General features: G+C 49.8%; 19 protein-coding genes. 9 read left to right on the top strand and 10 right to left on the bottom strand.

Annotation, left to right across the window (positions count from 1 at the left end):
• Window positions 1–27 precede the first annotated feature (27 nt).
• Complete coding sequence (locus tag AB4H76_RS01365; RefSeq protein ID WP_001299523.1) at window positions 28–726, bottom strand: autotransporter outer membrane beta-barrel domain-containing protein; 699 nt, start codon at window positions 724–726, stop codon at window positions 28–30.
• A gap of 157 nt (window positions 727–883) precedes the next feature.
• Between AB4H76_RS01365 and tag the strand changes: the two genes are divergently transcribed.
• Together tag and AB4H76_RS01355 are read left to right on the top strand one after the other, a co-directional pair.
• Window positions 884–1,447, top strand: a complete 564-nt coding sequence (gene tag / locus AB4H76_RS01360; RefSeq protein ID WP_000438948.1) for a DNA-3-methyladenine glycosylase I — start codon at window positions 884–886, stop codon at window positions 1,445–1,447.
• Window positions 1,444–1,884 (top strand): N-acetyltransferase, encoded by a 441-nt coding sequence (locus AB4H76_RS01355; protein WP_000617485.1) that lies wholly within the window; start codon window positions 1,444–1,446, stop codon window positions 1,882–1,884. Before tag ends, AB4H76_RS01355 begins: the two co-directional genes overlap by 4 nt.
• Here AB4H76_RS01355 and bisC read toward each other — a convergent pair.
• Complete coding sequence (bisC, locus tag AB4H76_RS01350) at window positions 1,853–4,186, bottom strand: biotin sulfoxide reductase (RefSeq protein ID WP_000013960.1); 2,334 nt, start codon at window positions 4,184–4,186, stop codon at window positions 1,853–1,855. The two genes, AB4H76_RS01355 and bisC, sit on opposite strands and share 32 nt — an antisense overlap.
• 152 nt (window positions 4,187–4,338) lie before the next feature.
• On the opposite strand from bisC, the gene AB4H76_RS01345 reads away from it, so the two are divergent.
• Both AB4H76_RS01345 and ghrB read left to right on the top strand, forming a co-directional pair.
• Complete coding sequence (locus AB4H76_RS01345) at window positions 4,339–4,998, top strand: OmpA family lipoprotein (protein WP_000747625.1); 660 nt, start codon at window positions 4,339–4,341, stop codon at window positions 4,996–4,998.
• Window positions 4,999–5,101: 103 nt separating this feature from the next.
• Window positions 5,102–6,076, top strand: coding sequence for a glyoxylate/hydroxypyruvate reductase GhrB (ghrB, locus tag AB4H76_RS01340; protein WP_000805027.1), 975 nt, complete (start codon window positions 5,102–5,104; stop codon window positions 6,074–6,076).
• A 49-nt stretch (window positions 6,077–6,125) separates the two neighbouring features.
• On the opposite strand, the gene AB4H76_RS01335 is transcribed toward ghrB, so the two are convergent.
• Window positions 6,126–6,836, bottom strand: coding sequence for a DUF3053 domain-containing protein (locus AB4H76_RS01335; RefSeq protein ID WP_134720038.1), 711 nt, complete (start codon window positions 6,834–6,836; stop codon window positions 6,126–6,128).
• 433 nt (window positions 6,837–7,269) lie between these two features.
• Here AB4H76_RS01335 and AB4H76_RS01330 point away from each other — a divergent pair, with 433 nt between their 5' ends.
• The 3 genes from AB4H76_RS01330 (at window position 7,270) to ysaE (ending at window position 8,263) form a co-directional block, all read left to right on the top strand.
• On the top strand, window positions 7,270–7,560 hold the full coding sequence (locus tag AB4H76_RS01330) for an HTH-type transcriptional regulator (protein ID WP_000455798.1): 291 nt from the start codon (window positions 7,270–7,272) through the stop codon (window positions 7,558–7,560).
• A gap of 280 nt (window positions 7,561–7,840) precedes the next feature.
• On the top strand, window positions 7,841–8,053 hold the full coding sequence (cspE, locus tag AB4H76_RS01325; RefSeq protein ID WP_000014594.1) for an RNA chaperone/antiterminator CspA: 213 nt from the start codon (window positions 7,841–7,843) through the stop codon (window positions 8,051–8,053).
• Between the two features lie 138 nt (window positions 8,054–8,191).
• Entirely contained in the window at window positions 8,192–8,263 is a 72-nt protein-coding gene (ysaE, locus tag AB4H76_RS01320) for a protein YsaE (protein ID WP_211180513.1), read from the top strand.
• On the opposite strand, the gene hokA is transcribed toward ysaE, so the two are convergent.
• Window positions 8,240–8,392 (bottom strand): type I toxin-antitoxin system toxin HokA, encoded by a 153-nt coding sequence (gene hokA / locus AB4H76_RS01315; RefSeq protein WP_001135732.1) that lies wholly within the window; start codon window positions 8,390–8,392, stop codon window positions 8,240–8,242. The two genes, ysaE and hokA, sit on opposite strands and share 24 nt — an antisense overlap.
• Window positions 8,393–8,471: 79 nt before the next feature.
• On the opposite strand from hokA, the gene AB4H76_RS01310 reads away from it, so the two are divergent.
• A protein-coding gene (locus AB4H76_RS01310; protein WP_112902337.1) for an IS3-like element IS150 family transposase occupies window positions 8,472–9,841 on the top strand; the annotation gives its coding sequence in 2 pieces (ribosomal slippage) (window positions 8,472–8,952 and window positions 8,952–9,841; 1,371 coding nt in all).
• Between the two features lie 278 nt (window positions 9,842–10,119).
• Here AB4H76_RS01310 and glyS read toward each other — a convergent pair.
• From glyS to AB4H76_RS01295, 3 genes are all read right to left on the bottom strand, one after another.
• On the bottom strand, window positions 10,120–12,189 hold the full coding sequence (gene glyS / locus AB4H76_RS01305; protein WP_086703691.1) for a glycine--tRNA ligase subunit beta: 2,070 nt from the start codon (window positions 12,187–12,189) through the stop codon (window positions 10,120–10,122).
• Between the two features lie 9 nt (window positions 12,190–12,198).
• Window positions 12,199–13,110: a glycine--tRNA ligase subunit alpha gene (gene glyQ / locus AB4H76_RS01300; protein ID WP_001168544.1), complete on the bottom strand. Its 912-nt coding sequence runs from the start codon at window positions 13,108–13,110 to the stop codon at window positions 12,199–12,201.
• Window positions 13,111–13,204: 94 nt separating this feature from the next.
• Window positions 13,205–13,504, bottom strand: coding sequence for a YsaB family lipoprotein (locus AB4H76_RS01295; RefSeq protein ID WP_000980109.1), 300 nt, complete (start codon window positions 13,502–13,504; stop codon window positions 13,205–13,207).
• A 174-nt stretch (window positions 13,505–13,678) separates the two neighbouring features.
• Between AB4H76_RS01295 and wecH the strand changes: the two genes are divergently transcribed.
• Entirely contained in the window at window positions 13,679–14,674 is a 996-nt protein-coding gene (gene wecH / locus AB4H76_RS01290) for an O-acetyltransferase WecH (RefSeq protein WP_001182642.1), read from the top strand.
• A 41-nt stretch (window positions 14,675–14,715) separates the two neighbouring features.
• Here wecH and yiaA read toward each other — a convergent pair whose 3' ends face one another.
• From yiaA to xylB, 3 genes are all read right to left on the bottom strand, one after another.
• Entirely contained in the window at window positions 14,716–15,153 is a 438-nt protein-coding gene (yiaA, locus tag AB4H76_RS01285; protein ID WP_001296808.1) for an inner membrane protein YiaA, read from the bottom strand.
• Between the two features lie 45 nt (window positions 15,154–15,198).
• Window positions 15,199–15,540, bottom strand: coding sequence for an inner membrane protein YiaB (gene yiaB / locus AB4H76_RS01280; protein ID WP_088538111.1), 342 nt, complete (start codon window positions 15,538–15,540; stop codon window positions 15,199–15,201).
• A 168-nt stretch (window positions 15,541–15,708) separates the two neighbouring features.
• Complete coding sequence (gene xylB / locus AB4H76_RS01275; protein WP_000275381.1) at window positions 15,709–17,163, bottom strand: xylulokinase; 1,455 nt, start codon at window positions 17,161–17,163, stop codon at window positions 15,709–15,711.
• Window positions 17,164–17,226 lie beyond the last annotated feature (63 nt).

Here is a 17,226-nt window from a genome sequence, read left to right as displayed (position 1 = left end):
TTAATGGTTTCAATTGTGACTGTTACGTTAAAATCTGGCGCTAACCCCCATCGTATACAGATAGTCGCTATTATTAGTGGTATTTTCTGCCTGAGTTAGCGCGGCATAGGCGGCAATATTTTGATTGAGCAACATATCAGCGCCTACGGTGACATCCAGCCAGTTGCCGTTCTGGTTTGTCGCCGTCATCCGGCTCAGGCCTGATTGCGCCTTCCAGATATTCTCGCCAAATTGCTGGTTATAGCTGATTTGCGCCCAGGGTCGGAGATCGCCAAGCCGGGAGTCAACACGCCAGCCTAAGGTACTCACGCTGGCATGCCATAACGGATCGGTCAGCGTGGTAGTACTGTCGCCAAACTCGTTATACATCGAGGTGGTTGTGCCATCGTAATGTAATGCCGCGACCGGGCCGGTTGTAACCTGTTCATATAAAGGAAAATTCCAGCCCATACTCATACTGCTGGTCACATCCACAGGGGTTTCTTCCGCCAGATTGACTTCCAGTCCCAGCGCCCTTTGGCTACTTTGAATACGTTGCGACAAAATATCGTTGTAATCAGGTTGATGATCACTATCCCAGGTGTAACGCTCTGTGGAAAGTCCGGGTTGCGTATCAACGATATATTCTTGTTGCCAGGCGTAAGCTGTGTTGAGAAAAAAAGCACTGATTACCACGCTCGCCAGCAGGCTTAGCTGCCAGCGACCACCGCTTTTTTTTATGATCATTAACACGACTCCAGGGAAGAGCCGAATTCGGCAATATTATTGTCATTGTATGAAGGATATCGGGCATAGTAGCCCTGTATTAAATATTGACTTTTTCACCGATGCGTCAAGAAAAGCGGCTGAAATTTTTACGATCGGGTACATAGCGAGGGAAAGTATGGAACGTTGCGGCTGGGTGAGTCAGGACCCGCTTTATATTGCCTACCATGATAATGAGTGGGGCGTGCCTGAAACTGACAGTAAAAAACTGTTCGAAATGATCTGCCTGGAAGGGCAGCAGGCTGGGTTATCGTGGATCACCGTCCTCAAAAAACGCGAAAACTATCGCGCCTGCTTTCATCAGTTCGATCCGGTGAAGGTTGCCGCAATGCAGGAAGAGGATGTCGAAAGACTGGTACAGGACGCCGGGATTATCCGCCATCGCGGGAAAATTCAGGCAATTATTGGTAATGCGCGGGCGTACCTGCAAATGGAACAGAACGGCGAACCGTTTGCCGACTTTGTCTGGTCGTTTGTAAATCATCAGCCACAGGTGACACAAGCCACAACGTTGAGCGAAATCCCCACATCTACGCCCGCCTCCGACGCCCTATCTAAGGCACTGAAAAAACGTGGTTTTAAGTTTGTCGGTACCACAATCTGTTACTCCTTTATGCAGGCATGTGGGCTGGTGAATGATCATGTGGTTGGCTGCTGTTGCTATCCGGGAAATAAACCATGATTAGGGAAGCGCAACGTTCAGAACTCCCCGCGATCCTCGAACTGTGGCTGGAAAGTACAACCTGGGGCCATCCCTTTATAAAAGCGAATTACTGGCGTGAGTGCATTCCGCTGGTGCGGGATGCCTATCTTGCCAACGCACAAAACTGGGTCTGGGAAGAAGACAGTAAGCTTCTCGGTTTTGTCAGCATTATGGAAGGTCGATTTCTGGCAGCGATGTTTGTCGCACCGAAGGCCGTCAGGCGCGGTATTGGTAAGGCGCTGATGCAGTATGTGCAACAGCGCCATCCCCATCTGATGCTGGAGGTTTATCAAAAAAATCAACCGGCGATAGATTTTTACCAGGCGCAGGGTTTTCACATTGTCGATTGCGCATGGCAGGATGAAACCCAACTACCCACCTGGATTATGAGCTGGCCGGTGGTTCAAACGCTGTAAGTGTCAGTTCCGGACCGTTGTATTTTTCTAGCCATGCCAGCGCCGTATTACCCGCACAGCCATTCCCCAGCCGCGAGCTGGGGAGATCTTTGGTCAGCACGTTCACTGCGCCGTTTTTACAAATACCGTCAGCGGTTAAATCCAGATCCGGCCATGCCCCTTCGTGAATGCAAATCACGCCAGGTTTAATTCCCTCGCTAATGACCGCTCCGGCAAGAATTTGCCCGCGTGAGTTCCACAGCCGAACAGTATCGCCATCTTGTATGCCGCGCGCCTGGGCATCGTCAGGATGAATGGTGACAGGCTCACGGTTTGCCACCGCGTACAATTCGCGCAGAGAACTGTAATTCAGCTGGCTGTGCAGACGATGCGCCGGATGAGCAGAAAGTACCTGTAACTGTTCCGGTTCGGCATTGCCCTGCCATTCGTCCGGCACCAGCCACATTGGATGCCCCGGGCAATCCGGATAAGCGTAATCGGCAATACGCTGCGAGAAGATTTCAATCTTACCGCTGGCGGTTTTTAATGGATGCGCCTGCGGATCGCGGCAAAAATCAGCGAAGCGAATAAACCGCGCGCTGTCCGGGTTTTCCGGCATCTCAATTAACTGATTGGCTTGCCAGAACTCAGCAAATGGCGGCAATTCAACCTGCTGGCTTGCCCCGCGCTGTCGGGCAACGTTATAAAACGTTTCCAGCCATTGCAGCTCACTTTTTCCTTCCGTAAAACGTGCATAACCGCCCTTCTCCCAGCGTTCACTTAACTCGGCAAAAATATCAAAATCATTACGCGCTTCATAGCGTGGCGGCACCACTTGCTTCATCGGCACCAGATGCTGATTACTGTAATCACCGGTCATGGTGAGATCATTACGCTCAAAAGAGGTAGTCGCAGGCAGAACGATATCCGCGTGTTTCGCCGCTGCCGTCCAGAAGCATTCAGAGATCACCACCAGCTCCGGTTTTTGCCAGGCACGGATCAGACGATTGGTGTCCTGATGATGAGTAAAGTTGGCACCGCCCGCCCACCAGATAAAACGAATATCCGGGAAACGTCGGTTCATACCGTTGTGTTGATATGCGCCACCAGGGTTTTCCAGTGCTTCAACAATGCGGGCAACAGGTATTTGATCCACCGCATCGCAGCCACCCGGCAAGCTGCCCTGCATGGAAGAGAGCACCGCAGAACGCCGCGTGGGGTTACCACCATTGGCAAAATGATAAGAAAGACCAAAACCGCCGCCGGGTGTGCCGATTTGCCCCAACATTGCCGCCAGCGTGACGATCATCCAGTGTTTTTGCTCACCAAACTGTTGGCGCTGCATTCCCCAGCCAGCCATCAGCATGGTGGTATTTTGGTGGAAAATAGCCGCCAGCTCGCGGATTTTCGCTGCGCCAACACCACAAATCTCTGCTGCCCATTCGGCGGTTTTCGCTATTCCGTCACTCTCGCCCAGCAAATAAGAGGCGAAGACGGCATAACCTGTGGTGCAACGCGCCAGAAACGCTTCGTCGTGCCAACCATTTTCCACCAGCGTATGGGCGATCCCCAGCATCAGCGCAACATCAGTGCCCATGTGCGGTGCCACCCACTCCATTTTATCGCCAAAGAAATCGACGGTTTCCGATCGCATTGGATCAATGCAGATCAGCTTTTTCCCGCTGTCACGCAGTGCAGAAAAGTAAGAAAGCCCCTGCTCATCGGATGCATTCCACGCAATTTTCAGCGTATTGAGTGGGTTAGCACTCCACAGCACCACGACATCGCTATGTTCCAGCACCAGCGGCCAACTGGTCTGCTGTTGATAAACTTCACTACCACCCACGACATACGGCATGATCGCCTGTGCCGCGCCGGTCGAATAATCCCCCAGATGCCCGGTATAACCGCCTGCCAGCGCCATATAGCGTTGTAATAATGTCGAGGCCTTATGCAGCACGCCGTTTGAACGCCAGCCGTAGGAACCAGCAAAAATCGATGCCGGACCATAAGCCTCACGAATGCGTTTATGTTGTCGGTGAATAAGATCCAGCGCCTCATCCCAACTCACGCGAACAAATTCATCCTGCCCACGAATGCCTTGCGGGTTTTCCGGTGACGCGAGAAAGCCTTTGCGCACCATTGGAAATCGTACCCGCGTATTGCTGTGAACCTGGTCGCGAACCGCGCTCTGCAAGGAGTTTTCCATTCCTGTGGCTAACGCGCCACGCGAGCTAAACACGGTTTCGCCGTCGGTTTCAACCAGCATGGGCCCCCAATGGGCGGCAGTCAGAACGGAATATCGTGAGGATGAGTTGGCCAAACCGAAGACTCCTGAAAGGTTAGATGTATTGAGCAGTTAAATATTACTTACAAATTTCCGAGTATTCCCAGGAATAATCTTCATGTTCACGCGGCATAATCTCCCGCCACGGAACCCGTGGCAAAGAATAAAAAGGTTATTAAGGATTAACAATGAAGAAACGTGTTTATCTTATTGCCGCCGTAGTGAGTGGTGCTCTGGCGGTATCTGGCTGCACAACTAACCCTTACACCGGCGAACGCGAAGCAGGTAAATCTGCTATCGGCGCAGGTCTGGGCTCTCTCGTGGGCGCGGGTATTGGTGCGCTATCTTCTTCGAAGAAAGATCGCGGTAAAGGCGCGCTGATTGGCGCAGCAGCAGGCGCAGCTCTGGGCGGCGGCGTGGGTTATTACATGGATGTGCAGGAAGCGAAGCTGCGTGACAAAATGCGCGGCACTGGTGTTAGCGTAACCCGCAGCGGGGATAACATTATCCTCAATATGCCGAACAATGTGACCTTCGACAGCAGCAGCGCGACCCTGAAACCGGCGGGCGCTAACACCCTGACCGGCGTGGCAATGGTACTGAAAGAGTATCCGAAAACGGCGGTTAACGTGATTGGTTATACTGACAGCACGGGTGGTCACGACCTGAACATGCGTCTCTCCCAGCAACGTGCGGATTCCGTTGCCAGCGCGTTGATCACCCAGGGCGTGGACGCCAGCCGCATCCGTACTCAGGGCCTTGGCCCGGCTAACCCAATCGCCAGCAACAGCACCGCAGAAGGTAAGGCGCAAAACCGCCGTGTAGAAATTACCTTAAGCCCGCTGTAATCCCTTTCATGCCAGGTGATGCAGAAATCACCTGGCATTCTTCAGTTTTCCTTCATCATATTTCAGGCTAAGGTGATCGCCTTATCAGTGAATGGAGAGAAGCATGAAGCCGTCCGTTATCCTCTACAAAGCCTTACCTGATGATTTACTGCAACGCCTGCAAGAGCATTTCACCGTTCACCAGGTGGCAAACCTCAGCCCACAAACCGTCGAACAAAATGCAGCAATTTTTGCCGAAGCTGAAGGTTTACTGGGTTCAAACGAGAATGTTGATGCCGCATTGCTGGAAAAAATGCCGAAACTGCGTGCCACATCAACGATCTCCGTCGGCTATGACAATTTTGATGTCGATGCGCTTACCGCCCGAAAAATTCTGCTGATGCACACGCCAACCGTATTAACAGAAACCGTCGCCGATACGCTGATGGCGCTGGTGTTGTCTACCGCTCGTCGGGTTGTGGAGGTAGCAGAACGGGTAAAAGCAGGCGAATGGACCGCGAGCATAGGCCCGGACTGGTACGGCACTGACGTTCACCATAAAACACTGGGCATTGTCGGGATGGGACGGATCGGCATGGCGCTGGCACAACGTGCGCACTTTGGCTTCAACATGCCCATCCTCTATAACGCGCGCCGCCACCATAAAGAAGCAGAAGAACGCTTCAACGCCCGCTACTGCGATTTGGATACTCTGTTACAAGAGTCAGATTTCGTTTGCCTGATCCTGCCGTTAACTGATGAGACGCATCATCTGTTTGGCGCAGAACAATTCGCCAAAATGAAATCCTCCGCCATTTTCATTAATGCCGGACGTGGCCCGGTGGTTGACGAAAATGCACTGATCGCAGCATTGCAGAAAGGGGAAATTCACGCCGCCGGGCTGGATGTCTTCGAACAAGAGCCACTGTCCGTAGATTCGCCGTTGCTCTCAATGGCCAACGTCGTCGCAGTACCGCATATTGGATCTGCCACCCATGAGACGCGTTATGGCATGGCCGCCTGTGCCGTGGATAATTTGATTGATGCGTTACAAGGAAAGGTTGAGAAGAACTGTGTGAATCCGCACGTCGCGGACTAAGCCGCGACTGCGTAGAGTAAAGCCCGATAATCGCTCGGGCTTTTACTCTTTATTGGGTTGCAGTAACTGCTGTAGTCCAGGCCTGATTAAACGCCTGATGCTGTGCCGGTAATGGCGCAATCAGTTTGTTATATTCACTTGCCTGCTGTGAAGTCGGGAACTGGATGCCATTTGCGACAAAGCTCACCTGAGTACCTTGCTGAGCAATGTAGTCTCCAACCATCACCAGTTGTTGCGTGAAAGTTTGTGCCGCCGGAATCAACGGTTGCAATGCATCAGCTGGCGTCGTTACCACTTTGGTGAATGCCTGATCAAAGACCGGTTTCAAATCATCGCTCTGTTTTAGCGCAGAGTGCGCAGCATCGGCCTGCAACTTCGCATTTTGCAGTTGTTGCGCCAGCACACCCAGCGAACCGTTCATTTCACGCAGCGGACCGCTTTGCGTAACGTAATCCTGCGGTACGCGAATTGCGTTAACGCTGTCTACAACCGGGCGCAGACCGGAATCCATCGCCTGATTCACCTGCTGAGAATAACCATACAGAATCGCGTAATCAGAGACAAAAGGACCAAACTGTTTTTTCTGATCGGCAGTCAGGGTTGGTAGACGTTCACCGCTACGCATCACTGTATTCTGCAGGAAGTCGATAAACGCTTTACGCTGATCGCCTTCTTTATCAAAACACCCACTCAGGCTAACTACCATTAATAACGCCGCAAGAGGCGCAAACCAGCGAGAGCAGGACTTTCTTGTCGCCATTTTCTTACTCCTTTCACCCAAAAAAAGCGCACAACGACACACGCGTGTCTGACGTGACAAGGATAGTCCAGGACAGGCTTGCAGGATACCCTTTCTACGTAATCTTCCTGGTAAAATCATGGAGAAAATGAAACAAGGTTAATTTGTTGTTTCATTGTTAAAAAATGATAGTGCCGTTGCCTTTTTTGTAGCCAGAGATTTACGCCTTCGCAGAAGGTTAGATTTTCGAAATCTTTACAAAACAGGAGTGGTAAGAGATATATCGGCATTTATCAGATCGTTAGGTGGCTATAAGTCACGCTAAATGACAGGCTGAATCGAATCATAGCCAGAGCATGCCCTGACTTCACCCCGCTGTGTCTGCTTTTCCCGACTATTCTTAATGAGCTTCGATGCAATTCACGATCCCGCAGTGTGATTTGAGGAGTTTTCAATGGAATATAAAGATCCAATGCATGAGCTGTTGAGCAGCCTGGAACAGATTGTTTTTAAAGATGAAACGCAGAAAATTACCCTGACGCACAGAACAACGTCCTGTACCGAAATTGAGCAGTTACGAAAAGGGACAGGATTAAAAATCGATGATTTCGCCCGGGTTTTGGGCGTATCAGTCGCCATGGTAAAGGAATGGGAATCCAGACGCGTGAAGCCTTCAAGTGCCGAACTAAAATTGATGCGTTTGATTCAAGCCAACCCGGCATTAAGTAAGCAGTTGATGGAATAGACTTTTATCCACTTTATTGCTGTTTACGGTCCTGATGACAGGACCGTTTTCCAACCGATTAATCATAAATATGAAAAATAATTGTTGCATCACCCGCCAATGCGTGGCTTAATGCACATCAACGGTTTGACGTACAGACCATTAAAGCAGTGTAGTAAGGCAAGTCCCTTCAAGAGTTATCGTTGATACCCCTCGTAGTGCACATTCCTTTAACGCTTCAAAATCTGTAAAGCACGCCATATCGCCGAAAGGCACACTTAATTATTAAAGGTAATACACTATGTCCGGTAAAATGACTGGTATCGTAAAATGGTTCAACGCTGACAAAGGCTTCGGCTTCATCACTCCTGACGATGGCTCTAAAGATGTGTTCGTACACTTCTCTGCTATCCAGAACGATGGTTACAAATCTCTGGACGAAGGTCAGAAAGTGTCCTTCACCATCGAAAGCGGCGCTAAAGGCCCGGCAGCTGGTAACGTAACCAGCCTGTAATCTCTGCTTAAAAGCACAGAATCTAAGATCCCTGCCATTTGGCGGGGATTTTTTTATTTGTTTTCAGGAAATAAATAATCGATCGCGTAATAAAATCTATTATTATTTTTGTGAAGAATAAATTTGGGTGCAATGAGAATGCGCAACGCCGTAAGTAAGGCGGGAATAATTTCCCGCCGAAGACTCTTACTCTTTCAATTTGCAGGCTAAAAACGCCGCCAGCTCATAACTCTCCTGTTTAATATGCAATTCACACAGTGAATCTCTTATCATCCAGGTGAAAAATAAAAGCGTGAAACAAATCACTATTAAAGAAAGTAATCTATATTTCTGCGGCATTCCCAGCCTCCTGTGTTGATTTCCAACGAGTATGTACTGCACCCATTTTGTTGGACGATGAAATGGAATAGCCCCTAATATGTCAAAGCCAAAATACCCTTTTGAAAAGCGCCTTGAAGTCGTGAATCACTACTTCACAACTGATGATGGTTACAGGAGCATCTCGGCACGTTTTGGTGTCCCCCGAACCCAGGTCAGGACATGGGTTGCCCTCTATGAAAAACATGGAGAAAAAGGTTTAATTCCCAAACCTAAAGGCGTTAGTGCTGATCCAGAGTTGCGTATTAAGGTCGTGAAAGCTGTGATCGAGCAGCACATGTCCCTTAATCAGGCTGCTGCTCACTTTATGCTTGCTGGTAGTGGTTCTGTAGCCAGGTGGCTGAAGGTCTATGAAGAGCGCGGAGAAGCTGGTTTACGCGCGCTCAAGATTGGCACCAAAAGAAACATTGCAATATTAGTTGATCCAGAAAAAGCGGCATCAGCATTGGAGCTGTCAAAAGACCGACGCATTGAGGATCTTGAAAGGCAAGTTCGATTTCTTGAAACGCGGCTTATGTATCTAAAAAAGCTGAAAGCCTTAGCTCATCCCACGAAAAAGTGAAAGTACTCAACGAGCTAAGGCAGTTTTATCCTCTTGATGAGCTTCTCAGGGCTGCGGAGATACCGCGCAGTACGTTTTATTATCATCTAAAGGCTCTCAGCAAGCCTGACAAGTATGCGGACGTTAAAAAGCGTATTAGTGAGATTTATCACGAGAATAGAGGCCGATACGGATACCGTAGGGTAACGCTGTCTCTTCATCGAGAAGGGAAACAGATTAACCATAAAGCTGTTCAGCGCCTGATGGGAACCCTCTCACTTAAAGCAGCGATTAAGGTCAAGCGATACCGCTCTTACAGAGGAGAGGTAGGGCAAACCGCCCCTAATGTTCTCCAAAGAGATTTCAAGGCTACGCGGCCAAACGAGAAGTGGGTTACCGATGTTACTGAATTTGCAGTCAATGGGCGCAAGCTGTATTTGTCTCCAGTAATAGATCTCTTCAACAACGAAGTTATTTCTTACAGCCTTTCGGAAAGACCAGTGATGAACATGGTTGAGAATATGCTCGATCAGGCATTCAAAAAGCTTAATCCTCACGAGCATCCTGTTCTGCACTCTGACCAGGGATGGCAGTATCGTATGAGAAGATATCAAAATATCCTTAAAGAACATGGTATTAAACAAAGCATGTCCAGAAAAGGCAATTGTCTGGATAATGCTGTGGTGGAGTGTTTCTTTGGAACCTTAAAGTCGGAGTGTTTTTATCTTGATGAGTTCAGTAATATAAGCGAACTGAAGGATGCTGTTACGGAATATATTGAATACTACAACAGCAGAAGAATTAGCCTGAAATTAAAAGGTCTGACTCCAATTGAATATCGGAATCAGACCTATATGCCTCGTGTTTAACTGTCCAACTTTTTGGGGTCAGTACAAACTTTGATTTATAGTCAGGTGGGGCTTTTCTCTGTCTGCCTTTCGGTGAATACCTGAGACAAACAGTCTCAAGCACCCGTGGCTATTCTAGCTTAATAAGTTTGTTTCTTCTCCTTGATATAATCCTAAAAAAATCTCATAAAATTAATATATGAGATAATCTTTATTCAGCAGAAGATTATTAAAGGTTGCTGTATTATTTAGCGATAAAAAAAGCCTGCCAGATGGCAGGCTATTTAATAACGGCGTTATTATTGCAACAGCGAAATATCCGCAACGCGCAGGAACAGTTCGCGCAGTTTCTCCAGCATGGTCAGACGGTTGATACGCAATTCTTTGTCATCAACCATGACCATCACTTTATCGAAGAAAGCATCAACCGGTTCACGCAGCTCAGCCAGTTCGACCAGCGCATCCTGGTAACGACCTTCCGTAAAGTACGGCTCCAGCTTGTCACGTAGCACCACAACCTGCATCGCCAGTTTAATTTCTTCCGGCTCTTTCAGGGTAGAGGCATTCACGCGGTCGCTCAGCACTTCGTCAGATTTCGCCAGAATGTTAGATACACGTTTGTTCGCCGCCGCCAGTGCAGCAGCTGCATCCAGGATACGGAAATGCGATACCGCTTTCATACGGGCATCGAAATCAGCCGGACGAGTCGGACGACGCGCCAGTACCGCCTGGATGGTGTCAACGGTATAACCTTCGTCCTGATACCAGGCGCGGAAGCGACCGAGCATAAAGTCGATAACATCATCAACTACGTTGGCATTAGTCAGCTTATCGCCATACAGACGCACCGCTTCTTCGGTCAGCGTTTGCAGATCAAGGTTGAGGTTCTTCTCAACGATAATTCGCAGCACGCCAAGCGCGGCACGACGCAGCGCAAACGGGTCTTTGTCGCCTTTCGGATGCTGACCGATACCGAAGATACCCGCCAGGGTATCCATCTTGTCAGCAATCGCCAGCGCACAAGCTACTGGGTTGGACGGCAGGTCATCACCAGCAAAACGCGGCTGATACTGCTCATTCAGCGCCACCGCGACATCTTCCGCTTCGCCATCGTGACGCGCATAGTGCATCCCCATAACGCCCTGGGTGTCGGTGAACTCGAAGACCATGTTGGTCATCAGGTCGCACTTAGACAGCAGACCCGCACGGGTAGCGTGGTTAACGTCAGCGCCAATCTGTTCAGCAATCCAGCCAGCCAGCGCCTGGATGCGGTCAGTTTTGTCGCGCAGCGTCCCCAACTGTTGCTGGAACAACACGGTTTGCAGGCGCGGCAGGTTATCTTCAAGACGTTTTTTACGGTCGGTGTTGAAGAAGAACTCGGCATCCGCCAGACGCGGACGAACGACTTTCTCGTTACCGGAGATAATCTGCTGCGGATCTTTCGATTCGATGTTGGCAACGAAGATAAAGTTCGGCAGCAGTTTGCCGTCGTTCGCATACACCGGGAAGTATTTCTGGTCACCTTTCATGGTGTAAACCAGCGCTTCAGCCGGCACCGCGAGGAATTTCTCTTCGAATTTTGCGGTCAGAACGACCGGCCACTCCACCAGCGAAGCCACTTCTTCCAGCAGGCTTTCGCTTAAGTCAGCGTTACCGCCAATCTTACGCGCTGCTTCTTCGGCATCGGCTTTAATCTTCGCCTTACGTTCTTCGTAATCGGCGATGACTTTCCCACGCTCACGCAGAATTTCCGGATACTGATCGGCGTTATCGATGGTGAATTCCGGCTCGCCCATAAAGCGGTGGCCGCGAATCACGCGATCGGACTGAATGCCCAGAATGGTTGCCGGAATGACTTTGTCGCCCAGCAGCAGGGTCACGGTGTGCACCGGACGCACGAAGTGCACGTCGCTTGCGCCCCAACGCATCAGTTTCGGGATCGGCAGTTTCGCCAGAGAAGTCGCAACCATATTCGGCAGCAGTGCTTCGGTGCTTTCGCCCTTCACATGGGCGCGATACAGCAGCCATTCGCCTTTATCGGTAGTCAGACGCTCAGCCTGGTCAACGGTAATACCGCAACCACGCGCCCAACCTTCTGCCGCTTTGCTCGGTTTGCCTTCAGCGTCGAACGCCTGGGCAATCGCCGGGCCGCGTTTTTCGATTTCACGATCCGGTTGCGCTTCCGCCAGGTTAGCTACTTTCAGCGCCAGACGACGCGGAGCAGCAAACCATTGAACGGTGCCGTGTGCGAGGCCAGCGTTATCCAGCTCCGCAGTAAAGTTCGCAGCAAAGGACTCAGCCAGGCTGCGCAGTGCTTTTGGTGGCAGCTCTTCAGTGCCGATTTCCACCAGAAAAGTTTTCTCAGACATAGCCGCCTCTTACTTATCTTTGTTGCACATCGGGAAGCCGAGGGCTTCACGGGAAGCGTAGTATGCTTCTGCCACTGCTTTGGTCAGGGTGCGAATGCGCAGAATGTAGCGCTGACGCTCGGTGACGGAGATGGCTTTACGCGCATCCAGCAGGTTGAAGCTGTGGGCGGCTTTCAGAATACGCTCGTAGGCTGGCAGCGGCAGCGGATTTTCCAGCGCCAGCAGCTGCTGCGCTTCTTTCTCGTACTGCTCGAAGCAGGTGAACAGGAAGTCCACATCCGCGTATTCGAAGTTGTAAGTGGACTGCTCCACTTCGTTCTGATGGAACACGTCGCCGTAGGTGGTTTTACCCAGCGGGCCGTCGCTCCAGACCAGGTCGTAAACGCTGTCTACGCCCTGAATGTACATGGCCAGACGTTCCAGACCGTAGGTGATCTCGCCGGTAACCGGTTTACACTCCAGACCACCAACCTGCTGGAAGTAAGTGAACTGCGTCACTTCCATGCCGTTCAGCCACACTTCCCAGCCCAGTCCCCAGGCACCCAGCGTCGGGTTTTCCCAGTTATCTTCCACGAAACGGATGTCGTGAATAGTCGGGTCCATGCCCAGCTCTTTCAGAGAACCGAGGTACAGCTCCTGAATATTGTCCGGCGATGGCTTAATGACCACCTGGAACTGATAGTAGTGCTGTAAACGGTTGGGGTTTTCGCCGTAGCGACCATCGGTCGGGCGACGAGAAGGCTGAACATAAGCAGCCGCCATCGGTTCTGGCCCCAGCGCGCGCAGACAGGTCATTGGGTGAGAGGTTCCCGCGCCGACTTCCATGTCCAATGGTTGAACAATGGTGCAGCCCTGGCGAGCCCAGTAATCCTGTAAGGTCAGGATCAAGCCCTGGAAGGTCCTGGTATCAAACTTTTGCATATTATTTCGTGCTGGATACGTGTGGATTTAAAGGAAGGGATCAGTATACCCGCTGGATGGAAGATATACAGTACGAAACGGGAAAAAGCAGGGCTTAACGCATGGAAAGATGCAAAAAATGGCCATCCGCGTCAAAAGAACAGACAAACTGCTCTTTACGGAAGGTATAACCGCGCATTTCATAGCTTCCCTGGAACTGTTCGAAGGCGGTGACGTCGATTTTTTGCTCGCCGGTGTTATAACGTTTTGCCGCCTGATCCTTGCATAACGCTTCCATATTCAATGACCGAATGGGATCAACTTTCACCCTTTGAGCTTTCTGTTCTGGTGGTGGTGTAGAACAACCCACTAGCACCATAAGCGCCATTGCCGGAAAGAAAGCGTTCATCATCATTAAATTACCGTCTGGTTTGCAGGTGAGTCTTATTATTTATATCGGTATAGTGGCTGATATCTTACGAATTTCCTTAAGCCTCTATAAGCTGTAGTGATAAAACTCAGATTATTCCAGTGTGCCAACTGAATGATTTATCGGTCAGACTTTTTTTAACCAGATACAGAGACACAGATGCAGCCCAAAATTTACTGGATTGATAACCTGCGAGGGATAGCGTGTTTAATGGTGGTGATGATTCACACCACTACCTGGTATGTGACCAATGCTCATAGTGTTAGCCCCGTCACCTGGGATATCGCCAATGTTCTGAATTCTGCCTCTCGTGTCAGCGTGCCGCTATTTTTCATGATATCCGGCTATCTCTTTTTTGGCGAACGCAGCGCCCAGCCGCGCCATTTCTTGCGTATCGGCTTATGTCTGTTTTTTTATAGCGCAATCGCGCTGCTCTACATTGCACTATTTACCTCCATCAATGTGGAGTTAGCGCTGAAAAACCTGCTGCAAAAGCCAGTGTTTTACCACTTATGGTTTTTCTTCGCGATTGCGGTGATTTATCTGGTTTCACCGCTGATTCAGGTGAAGAACGTCGGCGGAAAAATGTTGCTGGTACTAATGGTAGTGATTGGTATCATCGCTAACCCAAACACCGTGCCGCAGAAAATCGACGGTTTTGAATGGCTGCCAATTAACTTATATATCAATGGCGATACTTTTTACTACATTCTGTATGGCATGTTGGGCCGCGCTATAGGGATGATGGACACGCAGCATAAAGCACTGTCGTGGGTGAGCGCAGTACTGTTTGTGACGGGGGTTTTTATTATCTCTCGCGGGACATTATATGAATTGCAGTGGCGCGGAAATTTTGCCGATACCTGGTATCTTTACTGTGGGCCGATGGTTTTTATCTGCGCAATCGCGCTATTGACTCTGATTAAAAACACGCTGGATACGCGTACCATTCGCGGACTTGGCTTAATCTCACGCCATTCGTTGGGTATATACGGATTCCACGCCTTGATTATCCATGCGCTGCGCACCCGGGGAATTGAGCTTAAAAATTGGCCAATACTGGATATTATTTGGATCTTTTGCGCGACGTTGGCAGCGAGTTTGTTACTTTCTATGCTGGTACAACGAATCGACAGAAACAGATTAGTGAGTTAAGTAAAAGCCCGGTCACATTGGACTGACCGGGCTTACGTGAGTTATTCGCTGTATTCTTCCTGGGTAACCTGTGTTTCTTTTGGTGGGTTTATTCCGGCATCACGAATATTTTTCTGCACCGCTACTGCACCAAACAAGCTTAAGAAGAAAGCCAGTCCATAAAAACCTTTTTCGCTGAGTAATAATGTCGCATTCCACAGACCTACCATCAGTAATGCAACAGAGATAATAAAGACAGTCAGGCAGGTCATATAATAAATGGAAGTGGTCGGTATGCCTTCATACTTGTCCCGAACGGTCTTTTGATAAGACGCCGCAGAAAACAGTCCTAATACCAGTACGGCAAAATAATATCCTTTTTCATTTAACTGCATCTCTGCATTCCATAGCCCTAACAGATAGGTAACGATACCACCAACGAGAGCTATCCATGACACAATACTAAAGGCCGGTGAATAGGTTGATATTTTGTTGTCCATCACAGTATTCCTTTCATTCCTGAATATGTAAGAGCTTTATGTTGCTCATGCCGAGCGAAACAAACGCATTTGACCAAACAAGCAGACAAAAAAGGCGATGGGATAGATCACCATTTCATAAGTATTGATAGGTGCGTTTAAAACACCGATAAACAAGAGACCGATAGTGATTAACGCAACTAACTGGCAGATATGGGTAAAAAAATCATGCAGTTGCCCGAGTTTTTCTGCGCGAAGATATGCATAGTTGCCAAAAGTTGCTGTCATTAACACGCCAAGAAAATAGCCTTTTCCACTTAACAATGGGCATGAGATCCATAGCCCAACCAGATAAACCAGCGCCCCGACAACAAATAATAGTTTTGCCACAGTCTTTGAGGTTTTCATAACGATCTCCATATCTACCAGCGATACATTACGAGTAACCAACGAAAGACAAAACTGAAAAATGCCATTAACAAATGATTTTCAGAATAAATTCATACTAAATATTAATTAATTACTGAGATATATAGATGTGAATTATCCCCCACCCGGTCAGGCAGGGGATAACGTTTACGCCATTAATGGCAGAAGTTGCTGATAGAGGCGACGGAACGTTTCTCGTCGTGGCTGATAAGCGGCATAACGCTGCGCATCTGGTAGATGCGACTGTTCTAACGGTAGTTGCGGCAACAATTCAATGAGCGATTTCTCTGGATTCGCCGCGATCTGCGCCAGCCTTGCTGCGCCCAGTGCTGGCCCCACATCCCCTCCCGTACGGTAATCGAGCTGCTGACCGCTGATATCCGCCAGCATCTGACGCCAGTACTCACTACGCGCCCCGCCCCCAATCAACGTAACACTTTGCGGTTTAATACCGCAGGCATGCACGACATCCATGCCATCTGCCAGCGCATAACCCACGCCTTCCAGCACTGCTCGCGCCAGTTCATTGGGGCCATGTTGATGAGTCAAACCAAAGAAAACCCCCTTCGCCTGGGGATTATTGTGTGGCGTACGCTCGCCGGAAAGATAAGGCAGAAACCAAACTGGCTCGGCACTTTCATCAGCCTGTTGAGCTGCAGCGATTAAAGCTGGGACATTGCTCAGGCCGGTTAATTTCGCGGCCCAATCCAGACACGACGCTGCACTCAGCATCACAGACATTAAATGCCAACGTTGCGGTAGCGCATGGCAAAAGCTATGTACGGCGCTTTCTGGCTTGCTTAAGAACCCTTCGCTGACAGCAAAATAGACCCCCGACGTCCCCAGCGATAACATTGCCTGATTAGCATCAACCATTCCCACACCAACTGCACCAGCTGCATTGTCGCCACCGCCTGCGACAACTGGCACCGTCGCCATACCCCACGCTTTCGCAACTTCAGGTAACAAAGCACCAGTAATTTCGCTGCCTTCGTATAATGCGGGCATCTGGTCACGAGATAAGTCGCAAGCCTGCAGCATGACGTCACTCCAGTCACGCTTTGCGACATCCAGCCACATGGTGCCAGCTGCGTCAGACATATCGCTGGCAAACTCCCCCGTCATACGCAGACGCAAGTAATCTTTCGGTAATAATACTTTGTCGATTTGACGGAATATCTCCGGCTCATGCCGCTGAACCCATAGCAATTTAGGCGCAGTAAATCCGGGCATCATCAGGTTGCCGGTAATCACTCGTGATTGCGGAACTCTCGCTTCCAGCAAAGTGCACTCTTGCGCACAGCGCCCGTCGTTCCACAAAATGGCAGGGCGCAATACCCGTTGTTGAGCATCCAGTAAGGTTGCTCCATGCATCTGGCCGGCAATACCCAATGCTTTAACGTCCTGCAGAGAATGCTGATCGCCCAGAGCTTTCATTGCGCGATCAGTTGCCTGCCACCACTGTTCCGGGTCTTGTTCCGACCAGAGTGGATGCGGGCGCGAAACGGTCAGCTTTTCCGTTTGCGAAGCAACCACCTCACCCTGCTCGTTGAGCAAAATAACTTTTACGCCCGAGGTGCCAAGATCTATCCCGATATACATATCGATCGTTCCTTAAAAAAATGCCCGGTATCGCTACCGATAACCGGGCCAACGGACTGCACA

Source organism: Escherichia sp. UTM R2 (assembly GCF_048593455.1).
Lineage (GTDB): Bacteria > Pseudomonadota > Gammaproteobacteria > Enterobacterales > Enterobacteriaceae > Escherichia > Escherichia coli.
Note: the sequence above shows the minus strand (reverse complement) of the source record. Positions and strands in the feature narration are given on the sequence as shown.

Excerpts from the sequence above, each read along its gene's own strand:
- hokA (WP_001135732.1), bottom strand. The coding sequence starts at position 8,392 with ATGCCGCAGAAATATAGATTACTTTCTTTAATAGTGATTTGTTTCACG.
- tag (WP_000438948.1), top strand. The coding sequence starts at position 884 with ATGGAACGTTGCGGCTGGGTGAGTCAGGACCCGCTTTATATTGCCTAC.
- AB4H76_RS01330 (WP_000455798.1), top strand. The coding sequence starts at position 7,270 with ATGGAATATAAAGATCCAATGCATGAGCTGTTGAGCAGCCTGGAACAG.
- yiaA (WP_001296808.1), bottom strand. The coding sequence starts at position 15,153 with ATGGACAACAAAATATCAACCTATTCACCGGCCTTTAGTATTGTGTCA.
- AB4H76_RS01295 (WP_000980109.1), bottom strand. The coding sequence starts at position 13,504 with ATGATGATGAACGCTTTCTTTCCGGCAATGGCGCTTATGGTGCTAGTG.
- wecH (WP_001182642.1), top strand. The coding sequence starts at position 13,679 with ATGCAGCCCAAAATTTACTGGATTGATAACCTGCGAGGGATAGCGTGT.
- cspE (WP_000014594.1), top strand. The coding sequence starts at position 7,841 with ATGTCCGGTAAAATGACTGGTATCGTAAAATGGTTCAACGCTGACAAA.
- xylB (WP_000275381.1), bottom strand. The coding sequence starts at position 17,163 with ATGTATATCGGGATAGATCTTGGCACCTCGGGCGTAAAAGTTATTTTG.
- AB4H76_RS01345 (WP_000747625.1), top strand. The coding sequence starts at position 4,339 with ATGAAGAAACGTGTTTATCTTATTGCCGCCGTAGTGAGTGGTGCTCTG.
- AB4H76_RS01365 (WP_001299523.1), bottom strand. The coding sequence starts at position 726 with ATGATCATAAAAAAAAGCGGTGGTCGCTGGCAGCTAAGCCTGCTGGCG.
- glyQ (WP_001168544.1), bottom strand. The coding sequence starts at position 13,110 with ATGCAAAAGTTTGATACCAGGACCTTCCAGGGCTTGATCCTGACCTTA.
- ghrB (WP_000805027.1), top strand. The coding sequence starts at position 5,102 with ATGAAGCCGTCCGTTATCCTCTACAAAGCCTTACCTGATGATTTACTG.
- AB4H76_RS01355 (WP_000617485.1), top strand. The coding sequence starts at position 1,444 with ATGATTAGGGAAGCGCAACGTTCAGAACTCCCCGCGATCCTCGAACTG.
- AB4H76_RS01335 (WP_134720038.1), bottom strand. The coding sequence starts at position 6,836 with ATGGCGACAAGAAAGTCCTGCTCTCGCTGGTTTGCGCCTCTTGCGGCG.
- glyS (WP_086703691.1), bottom strand. The coding sequence starts at position 12,189 with ATGTCTGAGAAAACTTTTCTGGTGGAAATCGGCACTGAAGAGCTGCCA.
- yiaB (WP_088538111.1), bottom strand. The coding sequence starts at position 15,540 with ATGAAAACCTCAAAGACTGTGGCAAAACTATTATTTGTTGTCGGGGCG.